The 12,399-nt window shown below is 72.8% G+C and carries 11 protein-coding genes; 8 read left to right on the top strand and 3 right to left on the bottom strand.

Features of this window, described 5'->3' with window-relative positions:
- Positions 1–32 precede the first annotated feature (32 nt).
- Complete coding sequence (locus ACWIHY_RS22260; RefSeq protein ID WP_454377398.1) at positions 33–965, bottom strand: Ppx/GppA phosphatase family protein; 933 nt, start codon at positions 963–965, stop codon at positions 33–35.
- Between the two features lie 41 nt (positions 966–1,006).
- Between ACWIHY_RS22260 and ACWIHY_RS22255 the strand changes: the two genes are divergently transcribed.
- Positions 1,007–1,906, top strand: a complete 900-nt coding sequence (locus ACWIHY_RS22255; RefSeq protein ID WP_454377397.1) for a hypothetical protein — start codon at positions 1,007–1,009, stop codon at positions 1,904–1,906.
- 311 nt (positions 1,907–2,217) lie between these two features.
- Here the strand turns inward: ACWIHY_RS22255 and ACWIHY_RS22250 are convergent, their stop codons facing one another.
- Positions 2,218–3,936, bottom strand: coding sequence for a BACON domain-containing protein (locus ACWIHY_RS22250; RefSeq protein ID WP_454377396.1), 1,719 nt, complete (start codon positions 3,934–3,936; stop codon positions 2,218–2,220).
- Between the two features lie 161 nt (positions 3,937–4,097).
- Between ACWIHY_RS22250 and radA the strand changes: the two genes are divergently transcribed.
- Both radA and disA read left to right on the top strand, forming a co-directional pair.
- Positions 4,098–5,513 carry a DNA repair protein RadA gene (radA, locus tag ACWIHY_RS22245; RefSeq protein ID WP_454377395.1) on the top strand — a complete coding sequence of 472 codons (1,416 nt, stop codon included), beginning with the start codon at positions 4,098–4,100 and terminating at the stop codon, positions 5,511–5,513.
- A 90-nt stretch (positions 5,514–5,603) separates the two neighbouring features.
- Positions 5,604–6,728, top strand: coding sequence for a DNA integrity scanning diadenylate cyclase DisA (disA, locus tag ACWIHY_RS22240; RefSeq protein WP_069927610.1), 1,125 nt, complete (start codon positions 5,604–5,606; stop codon positions 6,726–6,728).
- 83 nt (positions 6,729–6,811) lie between these two features.
- On the opposite strand, the gene ACWIHY_RS22235 is transcribed toward disA, so the two are convergent.
- Positions 6,812–7,669, bottom strand: coding sequence for a hypothetical protein (locus tag ACWIHY_RS22235; RefSeq protein ID WP_454377394.1), 858 nt, complete (start codon positions 7,667–7,669; stop codon positions 6,812–6,814).
- Positions 7,670–7,865: 196 nt separating this feature from the next.
- Between ACWIHY_RS22235 and ACWIHY_RS22230 the strand changes: the two genes are divergently transcribed.
- The 5 genes from ACWIHY_RS22230 to cseC all read left to right on the top strand — a co-directional run bounded on the left by ACWIHY_RS22230 (position 7,866) and on the right by cseC (position 12,317).
- Positions 7,866–8,771 carry an A/G-specific adenine glycosylase gene (locus ACWIHY_RS22230; RefSeq protein ID WP_454377393.1) on the top strand — a complete coding sequence of 302 codons (906 nt, stop codon included), beginning with the start codon at positions 7,866–7,868 and terminating at the stop codon, positions 8,769–8,771.
- A 147-nt stretch (positions 8,772–8,918) separates the two neighbouring features.
- On the top strand, positions 8,919–9,476 hold the full coding sequence (locus tag ACWIHY_RS22225; protein ID WP_454377392.1) for a SigE family RNA polymerase sigma factor: 558 nt from the start codon (positions 8,919–8,921) through the stop codon (positions 9,474–9,476).
- A 20-nt stretch (positions 9,477–9,496) separates the two neighbouring features.
- Positions 9,497–10,132 (top strand): hypothetical protein, encoded by a 636-nt coding sequence (locus ACWIHY_RS22220; protein ID WP_454377391.1) that lies wholly within the window; start codon positions 9,497–9,499, stop codon positions 10,130–10,132.
- A 66-nt stretch (positions 10,133–10,198) separates the two neighbouring features.
- Positions 10,199–10,903 (top strand): two-component system response regulator CseB, encoded by a 705-nt coding sequence (gene cseB / locus ACWIHY_RS22215; protein WP_454377390.1) that lies wholly within the window; start codon positions 10,199–10,201, stop codon positions 10,901–10,903.
- 109 nt (positions 10,904–11,012) lie between these two features.
- Positions 11,013–12,317, top strand: coding sequence for a two-component system sensor histidine kinase CseC (cseC, locus tag ACWIHY_RS22210; RefSeq protein WP_454377389.1), 1,305 nt, complete (start codon positions 11,013–11,015; stop codon positions 12,315–12,317).
- The last annotated feature ends 82 nt before the right edge of the window (positions 12,318–12,399 follow it).

Raw genomic sequence — 12,399 nt, 5'->3', positions numbered from 1 at the left:
GGGACAGCGTACGGGCCGTGCCCGGGTGGGTGTCAGGCGGTCGGCAGATGATCCAGACGGCGCAGGATGACGCCTTCGCGCAGCGCCCAGGGGCAGACCTCCAGCGTGTCGACGCCGAAAAGGTCCATCGCACCCTCCGCCACCAGGGCTCCTGCCAGCAGTTGCGCGGCGCGGCTGTCCGAGACTCCGGGGAGGCCGGCGCGCTGGGCCGTCGGCATCGCGGTGAGCTTGGGCACCCACTCCTCCAGCGACCTGCGACTGAGCTCACGCTGTACGTAGAGCCCTTCGACGGAACGGGCCGCGCCCGCGATCCTCGCCAGCTGCCGGAACGTCTTGGACGTCGCGACGACGTGGTCGGGGCTGCCGAAGCGGGCGAATTCGCCGACCGTACGGGCGATCTGGGCCCGTACGTGCCGGCGCAGCGCCTTCACGTCCTGCGGGTCGGGCGGGTCGCCCGGCAGCCAGCCCGCGGTGAGCCGGCCGGCGCCGAGGGGGAGCGACACCGCAGCGTCGGGCTCCTCGTCCATTCCGTACGCGATCTCCAGGGACCCGCCGCCGATGTCGAGGACGAGCAGCTTGCCCGCCGACCAGCCGAACCAGCGGCGGGCGGCGAGGAAGGTCAGCCGCGCCTCCTCCTCGCCGCTCAGCACCTGAAGACAGATTCCGGTCTCGGTCTTGACCCGGGCCAGCACCTCGTCGGCGTTGGTGGCCTCGCGCACGGCGGAGGTCGCGAACGGCAGGACGTCCTCGCATCCCTTGTCCTCGGCGGCCTGCACCGCGTCGGCGATCGTCGCCACGAGGCGGTCGACGCCACCGGCTCCTATCGCCCCGTCCTCGTCGAGGAGCTCGGCCAGGCGGAGCTCGGCCTTGTGCGAGTGGGCGGGCAGGGGGCGGGCGCCGTGGTGCGCGTCGACCACCAGCAGATGAACCGTGTTCGAACCCACGTCGAGGACTCCGAGTCTCATAGGCGGAACGCTACTGCGGCGGCGCGCTTACCCTTGGCCCCGTGTCGAAGACGAAAAAGGCGAAGCCGGGCAAAGCCGCAAAGCCGGAGCAGTCGAAGCAGTCGAAGCAGCAGAAGACGGCCCTGCCGGTCCTGCCGGTGCCTCCGGTCCCGCCGGTCCCGCCCGCCCAGGACGAGAAGGGCGGGCTGGACTTCGCGCGCGCCTGGGTGGAGTTCCCGGACCCCGCCGACGACGAGCAGGTCTTCCGCTGCGACCTGACGTGGCTGACATCACGCTGGAGCTGCATCTTCGGCAGTGGGTGCCAGGGCATCCAGGCGGGGCGCGCCGACGACGGCTGCTGCACGCTGGGGGCGCACTTCTCCGACAAGGACGACGAAGAGCGCGTCGCGGGACATGTGGCGCGCCTCACCCCGGACGTGTGGCAGTTCCACGACGTCGGTACGGAGTCGGGCTGGACCCAGACGGACGAGGACGGCGAACGCCAGACGCGTCGCTGGGAGGGCTCCTGCATCTTCCAGAACCGGCCGGGGTTCGCGGGCGGCATGGGGTGCTCGCTGCACATCCTGGCGCTGAAGGAGGGCAAGGAGCCGCTGGAGACGAAGCCGGACGTGTGCTGGCAGCTGCCGGTGCGGCGTACGTACGACTGGATCGAGCGGCCCGACGACACGCGCGTCCTGCAGATCTCGATCGGCGAGTACGACCGGCGCGGGTGGGGTCCCGGGGGTCACGACCTGCACTGGTGGTGCACGTCGGCGACGTCCGCGCACGGGGCGGGGGATCCGGTGTACGTCTCGTACCGGCCTGAGCTGACGGAGCTGATGGGGAAGCCGGCGTACGACCGGCTGGTCGAGCTGTGCGAGGAGCGGCTGTCGTCGCTGCTTCCGATGGCGCCGCATCCGGCGGACCCGGGTACGGATTCGGGTCCGGCGCCGTCCGCCTGACGGGTGGGGGTTGCTGGCCGCTGGGCGGGGGCGGGTCGCGGCAGCGGGTGAGGGTCGCGGCGGACGGTACGGGTTGCCGGGCGGGGGCGGGTCGCCTGCGGCGCTTCCCCTACCCGCCCCTTCCCGAACCGGGGCTCCGCCCCAGGCCCCGGTCCTCAAACGCCGGACGGGCTGAAGCCGCCGGAGTGGGCTTCTGGGGCTCCGCCCCGGACCCCGGCCCTTGAACGCCGGACCAGTTGAAGCCACCGAGGGCGCGCCGCTGGGCTCTGCCCCGAACCCGCCCCTCCAGCACTCCCGGAGGGTGTCCCTGCCTACGGTGCCGGCGAGGTCGCTTCTGTGGGGGTCGGGTCCGGGGGTGGCGTCGGTGGGGGTGTTGATTCCGTGGGGGTCGGGTCCGGGGACGGGGGTGGAGTGGACTCCGTCGGGGTCGGGTCCGGGGAGGTGGGGGGTGGCGTCGGGGCCGGGGACGCCGGCGGCGTCGACGGGCGCGGGTCCGGGTTCGGCGGCGGTGTGGTGCGGCCGTGGCCCCGCACCGCGATCACCGCACCGGCCGGGTCGATGCCGATCCGCGCGCGCCACGGGCCCGCCGGCTCGCGCTCATGGTCGACGGACACGTACAGGGTGAGCGACCGGCCCGGCTCGAGCATGCCCGAGGTCTGGCTCAGGTAGAGCCAGGGCGCGTTGGTCCACGCCGACCAGGACACCGGCGAGTCGCCCGTCGCGGTCAGAGTGACGACCGTCGTGCTGCCCGCCGGCCTCGCCTCCACCGCCAGTCGGCCCTCCCCGGCCTCCCCCGGCCGGCCCGGCATCGACGTACCGCCGCTGACGACCTCGACCGACACGTCCGACGACCGGCCGCCCGCCGTGAAGTCGGGGTCGGGGGTCGTCCGGGCGTTGCCCGTGTTCTCGTACGCGGGTCCGCCCACACCGCCCGGACCGGCGTACAGGTCGCCGTCGAGCCCGTCGGGGCTGTCCGCCTCGCTCGCGGTCACCGACGCGCCTCCGTGGCTCTCGCCGGTGAGCGGTGCGCCCCGGTACGCCGCCCACAGGGCGAACACGGGGGCGGCGACGACGGTCGCCACGACCGTCGTCGTGACCGCCCTGGTCCGCAGCCGGTCGCGCCGCGCCACGTGGTCCTTGGGGTCGAGCGGGAAGCCGTCTCGGCCGAAACGCGGGGCGGCGAGCCGCGCCCGCGGGGCGTTCGCCATCGCCACGTACGCCGCCGCCCGCGGCGCCCCGACCACCGGCAGCGCGGCGGGCGAGGCCGTGACCGTGCCCGGCCAGGGCCCGCCGGCCCCGGCCCGCTCTGCGGAGCGCCGACAGCGCGGGCAGTCGTCGACGTGCCGTACGAGTTCGTGGCGCAGGGCCGCGCCGAGCAGCACCTGGTTGTCGCCGGTCAGCCGGGCGACGATCGGGCAGCTGCCGGCCTCCACGACGGCGAGCGCGGCCCGGGTCCGCTCCACCTCGCAGGCCGCCCCGGCCAGCAGCTCGCGGGCGGCGGGGTAGTCCATGCGGAGGACGACGGCGACCTCGCGCGGGCCGAGCCCGTGGCGTACCGCGAGCTCCAGCGCCTCGCGCTGCTCCGGGGTGGTGCCGGCCGCCTCGGGCCACGCCAGGAGTGCCAGCTCGCGCTGCCGGCGTACGGCGGTCTCGTCCGGTGCGGCGGCGGCGCCCACCGGCTCGGGAACAGGCGCCCGGTGCCCGCCATGCGCCCCCTGCCTGCGCCGCTTCTGCTCCGCGACCCGGCGACGGCAGGCCCACCGGGCCAGCGCGTACAGCCAGGCCTTGCGCTCCGGCTCGCGCGACGGGCAACGGCCGTGCTGGCGCTCGGAGATGGCCAGCACAGCACCGAGCACCGCCGTCGCCGCGTCGTGGTCGCAGAGCACCGACAGGCAGTACGTGAACAGCCCGTCGAGATACGGCTCGTACCGGGTCGGCGGGGCCTGCGCGAGCGCGGGCCGGGGCGCACGGCTCTGCGCCCGGTGTGCGCCGGTGGTGTGCGTAGGGGGCTCCAGCCTGCTGCTTGTCACCCGGCGACCGTAGGCAAAGGAGACAGGCCCCTTCGTACCCCTTGAGCAGTTTTAACCCGTACGGGTGAACACATCCCTCAAAAGGGGACAGGAATCCGGGATTCCGGCCGTGGCGATCCTACGGCGAACGAGTGTCAGAGCCGACCTGTACGGTCACCACCATGGCTGCCCGTACATCTCGTTCATCCGCCAAGGACCGGCCGTCCTACCGCTGCGCCGAATGCGGGTGGACGACCGCCAAATGGCTCGGCCGCTGCCCCGAATGCCAGGCCTGGGGGACGATCGAGGAATCCGGCACGCCCGCCGTACGGACGACGGCCGCCGGCCGGGTGAGCACCGCCGCGCTCCCCATCGGCCAGGTGGACGGCCGCACCGCCACCGCCCGCTCCACCGGCGTCGACGAGCTGGACCGCGTCCTCGGCGGCGGTCTGGTCCCCGGCGCGGTCGTACTGCTCGCGGGCGAGCCCGGCGTCGGCAAGTCGACGCTGCTCCTGGACGTGGCGGCGAAGGCGGCGAGCGACGACCACCGCACGCTGTACGTCACGGCCGAGGAGTCCGCCAGCCAGGTTCGCCTGCGCGCCGACCGGATCGGCGCGCTCAACGATCATCTCTATCTCACCGCCGAGACCGACCTGTCCGCCGTGCTCGGCCACCTCGACGCCGTGAAGCCGTCCCTCCTCGTCCTCGACTCCGTCCAGACGGTCGCCTCGCCCGAGATCGACGGCGCGCCGGGCGGCATGGCCCAGGTCCGGGAAGTCGCGGGCGCGCTCATCCGGGCGTCGAAGGAGCGCGCGATGTCCACGCTCCTGGTCGGCCATGTCACAAAGGACGGGGCCATCGCCGGTCCGCGCCTGCTGGAGCACCTCGTCGACGTCGTGCTGTCCTTCGAGGGCGACCGGCACGCGCGTCTGCGGCTCGTACGAGGGGTCAAGAACCGGTACGGCGCGACCGACGAGGTCGGCTGCTTCGAGCTGCACGACGAGGGCATCACCGGCCTCGCCGACCCCTCGGGTCTCTTCCTCACGCGGCGCGCCGAGGCCGTCCCGGGGACGTGCCTGACCGTCACGCTCGAAGGGCGCCGCCCGCTCGTGGCCGAAGTACAGGCCCTCACCGTCGACTCGCAGATCCCCTCCCCCCGGCGCACCACCTCGGGCCTGGAGACCTCGCGCGTGTCGATGATGCTCGCCGTACTGGAGCAGCGCGGCCGCATCACGGCCCTCGGCAAGCGCGACATCTACAGCGCGACGGTGGGCGGCGTGAAGCTCACCGAGCCCGCCGCCGACCTCGCCATCGCGCTCGCGCTCGCCAGCGCGGCCAGCGACACCCCGCTCCCGAAGAACCTCGTCGCGATCGGCGAAGTGGGGCTCGCGGGGGAGGTCAGGAGGGTCACCGGCGTGCAGCGCAGACTCGCCGAGGCCCACCGCCTGGGCTTCACGCACGCCCTGGTCCCGGCCGACCCGGGGAAGGTCCCGGCCGGTATGAAGGTCACCGAAGTCGCCGACATGGGAGACGCCCTCAGAGTCCTTCCGCGGCGCTCTCGCGCACAGGCCCCACAAGGCGAGGAACAGCGCCGGTAGACTTTGCCCTGGTCTCGCCCACCCGTACGAGTACGCGAGGCGAAGTTCAGTGCCCCAAGGGCACCGCAACCGTGTGACCGGAGGAGTGCAGTGGCAGCCATCGACCGGGCAGCAGCATCCGGAAAGTCCGGCGGAGGCTCGGGCACCGAAGCGCTGATGCGCGCCTCGCTGAGCGCTGTCGCGCCCGGCAAGGGACTGCGCGACGGCCTGGAGCGCATCCTTCGCGGCAACACCGGCGGGCTCATCGTCCTCGGTATGGACAAAACCGTCGAATCAATGTGTACCGGCGGATTCGTACTGGATGTGGAATTCACCGCGACCAGACTCCGCGAGCTGTGCAAGCTCGACGGCGCGCTGATCCTCGACAAGGACATCACCAAGATCCTTCGGGCCGGCGTCCAGCTCGTACCGGACGCCTCGATCCCGACCGAGGAGACCGGCACGCGGCACCGCACGGCGGACCGTGTGTCGAAGCAGTGCAACTTCCCCGTGGTCTCCGTCTCCCAGTCGATGCGCCTGATCGCGCTGTACGTCGACGGGGAGCGCCGCGTCCTTGAGGAGTCGGCGACGATCCTGTCCCGCGCGAACCAGGCGCTGGCCACCCTGGAGCGCTACAAGCTCCGCCTCGACGAGGTCGCGGGCACGCTGTCCGCGCTGGAGATCGAGGACCTGGTGACGGTCCGCGACGTGACGGCGGTGGCGCAGCGCCTGGAGATGGTGCGGCGTATCGCCACCGAGATCGCCGAGTACGTCGTGGAGCTGGGCACCGACGGACGCCTCCTCTCCCTCCAGCTCGACGAGTTGATCGCGGGCGTCGAGCCGGAGCGCGAGCTGGTCGTGCGGGACTACGTGCCGGAGCCGACGGCGAAGCGTTCGCGCACGGTCGACGAGGCGCTGACCGAGTTGGACGCGCTGCCCCACTCCGAGCTGCTCGAACTGCCCGTCGTGGCACGGGCGCTGGGCTACAGCGGTTCGCCCGAGACGCTGGACGCGGCGGTCTCGCCGCGCGGGTACCGGTTGCTGGCGAAGGTGCCCCGGCTGCCCGGCGCGATCATCGAGCGGCTCGTCGAGCACTTCGGCGGGCTGCAGAAGCTGCTCGCCGCGAGCGTCGACGATCTGCAGACGGTCGACGGTGTCGGGGAGGCACGGGCGCGGTCGGTCCGCGAGGGCCTGTCCCGGCTGGCGGAGTCGTCGATCCTGGAACGCTACGTCTGAGAACGTGCCCTCCTGCGCCGGACGGGCTGAACAGGTGCCGCGAGCGGCAGCCGTTCAGCCCGTCCGGCGTTCGAGGCCCAGAACTAGTCCTTCTTCAGCGTGAACGTCGCCGGGGACTTCGCGCCCGGCAGTTCCAGCAGGTAGGTCCCGTCGTCGACCGTCGTCGCGGGCGGCGTCGCGCACTGCGGTCCGCTCTTCTTGAGGTCCCAGTCGACGGTGTGCTTGACGGTGCTGTGCGCGGGGACGCGGAGCAGCAGGCTGCCGGAGCCCTCCGGGCAGTCCTTGGAGGACCACACCGTCTTGTTGTCGTCGTCGGTGATCGTGAGCACGGAGGCCTTCGGACCGAAGTCCATCTTGCAGGCAGCGCCGGAAGTGTTCTCCGCGATGAGCTCGAACTTGGGCTTCTCGCCCGGCTCGTACTCGTTCTTGACGCTGCGCAGGGACAATTCCACGGTGGCCGCGTTGCAGTTGGGGAGGCTGGAGCCGGCCGGTACGCGCTGACCGCCGCCGCCACCGCCGCCACCCACACCGGCACCGCCGCCCGCTCCCTCGCCGCCGTCCGCACCGGAACCGTCGCCGCCGCCGTCCGCCGCGCCGTCACCGGCGCCGTCACCGCCGCTGCCGGCGTCCGCGCCCGTACCGCCGTCCTCGCCACCGCCGTCGGCGCCACCGCCGTTGTCGGCTCCCGTGCCGCCGTCGTCGCGGCCGCCCGGGTCCTCGCTGATGGCGGGGCCCGACGAATCCGGGCCGGGCGTGATGGTGGACGGCGCGGGAGTGGCGCCGCCGCGGGCGCCGGCGTTCTTGTCGTCCTTGCCGCCCGTCGACATGACGACCCATACGAACACCAGTGCGAGCAGCGCCAGCAGGGACAGCGCGACTGCCCTCCGGCGCCAGTAAATGGAGGAGGGAAGCGGCCCGACTGGATTGCGCATAGATCCCACGGCGCAAACTGTACGAGAGATCAGGGCCAACTCCTGCCCCACCCGCCGCCCGTGCCCCCAACTTTTCACGATCATCATTCCGGGCGGCCGCGCTCACCCCTGTCTTTCGCCGGGGTGCGGCACCTGCGATCGCCGGGGCCGTGTGCACCGAGCCTCGTCCGGCCGTGCGCCGAAACGTGTCAGGATCGGTAGTGCCATGACTGCGACAAGTGAAATCAACTCGAACGCCACCGCCGCCCTCCACACCCCCGTCATCGCGTGGTTCGACACGAACGCCCGCGATCTCCCCTGGCGCCACCCCGAAGCCGGCGCCTGGGCCGTGATGGTCAGTGAGTTCATGCTCCAGCAGACGCCGGTCAGCCGTGTGCTCCCGGTGTACGAGCAGTGGATGCGACGCTGGCCCCGTCCCGCCGACCTGGCCGCCGACGCCCCGGGTGAAGCGGTCCGCGCGTGGGGCCGGCTCGGCTATCCGCGCCGCGCGCTGCGGCTGCACGGCGCGGCCGTGGCGATAAGGGACCGGCACAACGGCGACGTGCCGAGCGACCACGCCCAGCTCCTGGCCCTGCCCGGGATCGGCGAGTACACGGCGGCGGCCGTCGCCTCCTTCGCGTACGGACAGCGGCACCCGGTCCTCGACACGAACGTCCGCCGCGTCTTCGCCCGTACCGTCACCGGCATCCAGTACCCGCCGAACGCCACCACCGCCGCCGAGCGCAGGCTCGCCCGCTCGCTGCTGCCCGAGGACGAGGCGAGGGCTGCCCGCTGGGCCGCCGCCTCGATGGAGCTCGGCGCGCTCGTGTGCACCGCGAAGAGCCCGGACTGCGGGGCCTGCCCGGTCTCGGAGCAGTGCGCCTGGCAGCTGGCGGGCAAGCCGGCACACGTCGGGCCGCCGCGGCGCGGTCAGACGTACGCCGGTACGGACCGTCAGGTGCGCGGCAAGCTCCTCGCCGTACTGAGGGAAGCGGCCGAACCGGTGACGCAGGCCGCGCTCGACGCGGTGTGGCACGAACCGGTGCAGCGGGCGCGCGCGCTGGACGGGCTGGTCGCCGACGGGCTGGTCGAGCCCCTGGAGAACGGCGTCTACCGGCTCCCCGCCGGCTGAACACATCTCCGTTACACAACCGATGGACAGCCGTGCGTCCTCCGAGGGCTGACCCGCACAGTGCCGTGACAACGCCTCCGTAGCGTCATCGCCGTAAGCAAGCAGGTCACGGGGTCTGTTTGGCAGTGGGACGGAGGCGGTTCAGACATGGCGCACGGCGAGGTGCTCGAATTCGAAGAGTACGTACGCACCCGGCAGGATGCCCTGCTGCGGAGCGCCAGGCGTCTGGTCCCCGACCCGGTGGACGCACAGGACCTGCTCCAGACCGCGCTGGCGCGTACGTACGGCCGCTGGGACGGCATAGCGGACAAGTCGCTGGCCGACGCCTATCTGCGCCGCGTCATGATCAACACGCGGACCGAGTGGTGGCGCGCCCGCAAGCTCGAAGAGGTGCCGACCGAGCAGCTGCCGGACGCGAGCGTCGAGGACGGCAGCGAACAGCGGGCGGACCGCGCCCTTTTGATGGACATACTCGGCGTACTGGCACCCAAACAGCGGAGCGTGGTCGTGCTGCGACACTGGGAGCAGATGAGCACCGAGGAGACGGCCGCGGCCCTGGGCATGTCGGCAGGTACGGTCAAGAGCACGCTGCACCGGGCGCTGGCCCGTCTCCGGCAGGAGCTGGAGAGCCGCGAACTGGACGCGTACGCCCTGGAGCGTGCGGAGCAGGGTGACGAACGGGGGATGGAGCGTTGCGCGGCCTAGGCAGGGGCGGCAGGTTCACAGTGGCGGCGAGTGGCACGGCGGTGGCCGGCGTCGCCGCCGTCGGCCTGTTCGTGGTGGCGTGCAACGCCGGGGGCACGGGCGCGCGGGACGCGGGTCCGGCGCGAACGGACCCGGTGGCGAGGGCGACTCCTTCGGTGGGCGGATCGGCGCCGGCCGCCGCGAAGCGGGTGGACCCGGTGGCGCTGCTCCAGCGCGACCCGGAGGTCAGCGACACCGTGAAGCGGGACCTGAAGCCGTGCGTCAAGGACGAGTACCCGGTCGACACGTCGTACGGGAAGCTGACCGGCGGGCCGGCCAATGACGTCGTGGTGAATGTGATGACGTGTGGGGACGCTGTGGGAGTCGGGACGTACGTGTACCGCGAGGAGGGGGACGCGTACAAGAATGTCTTCGCCGCCGAGGCCCCCGCCGTCTACGCGGAGATCGACCGCGGTGACCTCGTGCTGACGAAGCCGGTGTACGGGAAAGACGACCCGATGGCGTATCCGTCCGGCGAGGAAGTGATCACGTACCGCTGGGTGGGGACCAAGTTCACCGTGCACGACCAGGTGCACAACGACTTCAGCCGCGCGGTCGGCGGGGACGGCGACGTGGACGGGGCCGACCCCGCCGCGACGGCGCCGTCGGACACCTGAGACACCCGAGCCCCGGACTATCCGAGACCCGGACGACCTGAGACGCGGAAGAACAGAGAGCAGCGGATGGCCGAGACCCATGTCCTGTTCGTGGAGGACGACGACGTCATCCGCGAGGCGACCCAGCTCGCGCTGGAGCGCGACGGCTTCGTGGTCACCGCCATGCCCGACGGGCTCTCCGGTCTGGAGGCGTTCCGCAGCGACCAGCCGGACATCGCGCTGCTCGACGTGATGGTGCCCGGCCTCGACGGTGTGAGCCTGTGCCGGCGCATCAGGGACGAGTCGACGGTGCCGGTGATCATGCTGTCGGCGCGTGCCGACTCGATCGACGTCGTACTGGGCCTGGAGGCGGGGGCCGACGACTACGTGACGAAGCCGTTCGACGGCGCGGTGCTCGTGGCCCGCATCCGGGCGGTGCTGCGCCGCTTCGGGCACGCGGGCGGGCCGGCGGGCGGGACGTACGACGACGACGGCTCGCCGGACGGTGGGCTGCTCGTCTTCGGCGACCTGGAGGTCGACACCGAGGGCATGGAGGTCCGCAGGGGCGGCGTGCCGGTGGGTCTGACGCCGACGGAGATGCGGCTGCTGCTGGAGTTCTCGTCCGCGCCGGGCACGGTGCTCTCGCGCGACAAGCTGCTGGAACGGGTGTGGGACTACGGGTGGGGCGGGGACACGCGGGTCGTGGACGTCCATGTGCAGCGGCTGCGCACCAAGATCGGCCAGGACCGGATCGAGACGGTCCGGGGCTTCGGTTACAAGTTGAAGGCATGACGTTCCCGCCCGTACGCCGGTCGCCGGCCGGGGCCCGGCGCGGGGCGCCGCACCGCACGCCGGCCCCCGGCCGCACCCGTGCCCGCCCACAGAACGGGGCCCCCGCACCATGCGCCTAGCCCTGCGCACCGGCGTCCGCTGGAAGATCAGCATCGCCATCGCCGCCGTCGGCGCGCTCATCGCCGTCGCGCTCAGCCTCGTCGTGCACAACGCCGCCCGCGTCTCGATGCTGGACAACGCCCGCGACGTACAGGTCGAGCGCCTGCAGTTCGCCCAGCGGTGGTACGAGTCCTCACGCGAGCCCAGGTTCGGCACCAAGCTCAACGACCCGGCCCTGCCCGAGGAGCTCAAGGCGAGCATGGCGAACGGCCGCCGGGCCACCTACGTCTCGGAGCGCCGGGGCGGCGTGCCCGACGTGTGGGCCGCCGCGCCCCTCGGCAACGGCGACGTGCTGTCGCTGCACACCCGGTTCACCGACCGCAGCGCCGCGATCATGGACGAGGTCGACCGCGCCCTGGTCATCGGCTCGGTCTCGGTCGTCTTCGGCGGCTGCGCGCTCGGCGTGCTGATCGGCGGCCAGCTCTCGCGCCGCCTGCGCAAGGCGGCCGCCGCGGCGGTCAAGGTCGCGCAGGGCAATACGGAGGTGCGGGTACGGGACGCCGTCGGCGGCGTCGTACGCGACGAGACCGACGAGCTCGCGCGCGCCGTCGACGCCATGACCGACGCGCTCCAGGAGCGGCTCGAAGCAGAGCGGCGCGTCACGGCGGACATCGCCCACGAACTGCGCACCCCCGTCACCGGCCTGCTCACGGCGGCCGAGCTGCTGCCGCCCGGCCGCCCCTCCGAGCTCGTACGGGACCGGGCACAGGCCATGCGGACGCTCGTCGAGGACGTACTGGAGGTGGCGCGGCTCGACAGCGCGGCCGAGCGGGCCGAGCTGCAGGAGATCGCGCTCGGCGAGTTCGTCGGCCGCCGGGTCGCGCTGCTCGACCCGGATGCGGAGGTCCGCGTGGTGCACGAGTCGTGGGTGAACACCGACCCGCGCCGCCTGGAGCGCATCCTCGGCAATCTGCTCGGCAACGCCGCCAAGCACGGCAGGGCGCCCTTCGAGGTCACGGTCGAGGGCCGTGTCGTACGGGTCCGTGATCACGGGCCCGGGTTCCCCGAGGCGCTGCTCAAGGAGGGGCCGAGCCGGTTCCGTACGGGCAGCAGCGACCGGGCGGGGCGCGGGCACGGCCTGGGCCTGACGATCGCGGCCGGCCAGGCCCGCGTCCTCGGGGCGCGGCTCACCTTCCGCAACGCGCACCACCAGGGCGGCGGCGCGATCGCCGTGCTGTGGCTGCCGGAACACGCGCCGACGACGACTGGCAGCTTCCCCGTCGTCCGGCTGCCGGATGTCGAGTCGAGGCGTTAGCGGCCGTACGGCACGACAACGGCTCCCGGCGCGAACGCCGGGAGCCGCGTGGAGAGGGCCGGGCCGCAGGGCTCAGGCCGAT

It is taken from the genome of Streptomyces sp. NPDC055287, assembly GCF_053646035.1.
The sequence above is the reverse complement of the archived record's forward strand: the minus strand, read 5'-3'. Positions and strand labels throughout refer to the sequence as shown.

Excerpts from the sequence above, each read along its gene's own strand:
- ACWIHY_RS22260 (WP_454377398.1), bottom strand. The coding sequence starts at position 965 with ATGAGACTCGGAGTCCTCGACGTGGGTTCGAACACGGTTCATCTGCTG.
- radA (WP_454377395.1), top strand. The coding sequence starts at position 4,098 with ATGGCTGCCCGTACATCTCGTTCATCCGCCAAGGACCGGCCGTCCTAC.
- ACWIHY_RS22230 (WP_454377393.1), top strand. The coding sequence starts at position 7,866 with ATGACTGCGACAAGTGAAATCAACTCGAACGCCACCGCCGCCCTCCAC.
- ACWIHY_RS22225 (WP_454377392.1), top strand. The coding sequence starts at position 8,919 with ATGGCGCACGGCGAGGTGCTCGAATTCGAAGAGTACGTACGCACCCGG.
- cseB (WP_454377390.1), top strand. The coding sequence starts at position 10,199 with ATGGCCGAGACCCATGTCCTGTTCGTGGAGGACGACGACGTCATCCGC.
- cseC (WP_454377389.1), top strand. The coding sequence starts at position 11,013 with ATGCGCCTAGCCCTGCGCACCGGCGTCCGCTGGAAGATCAGCATCGCC.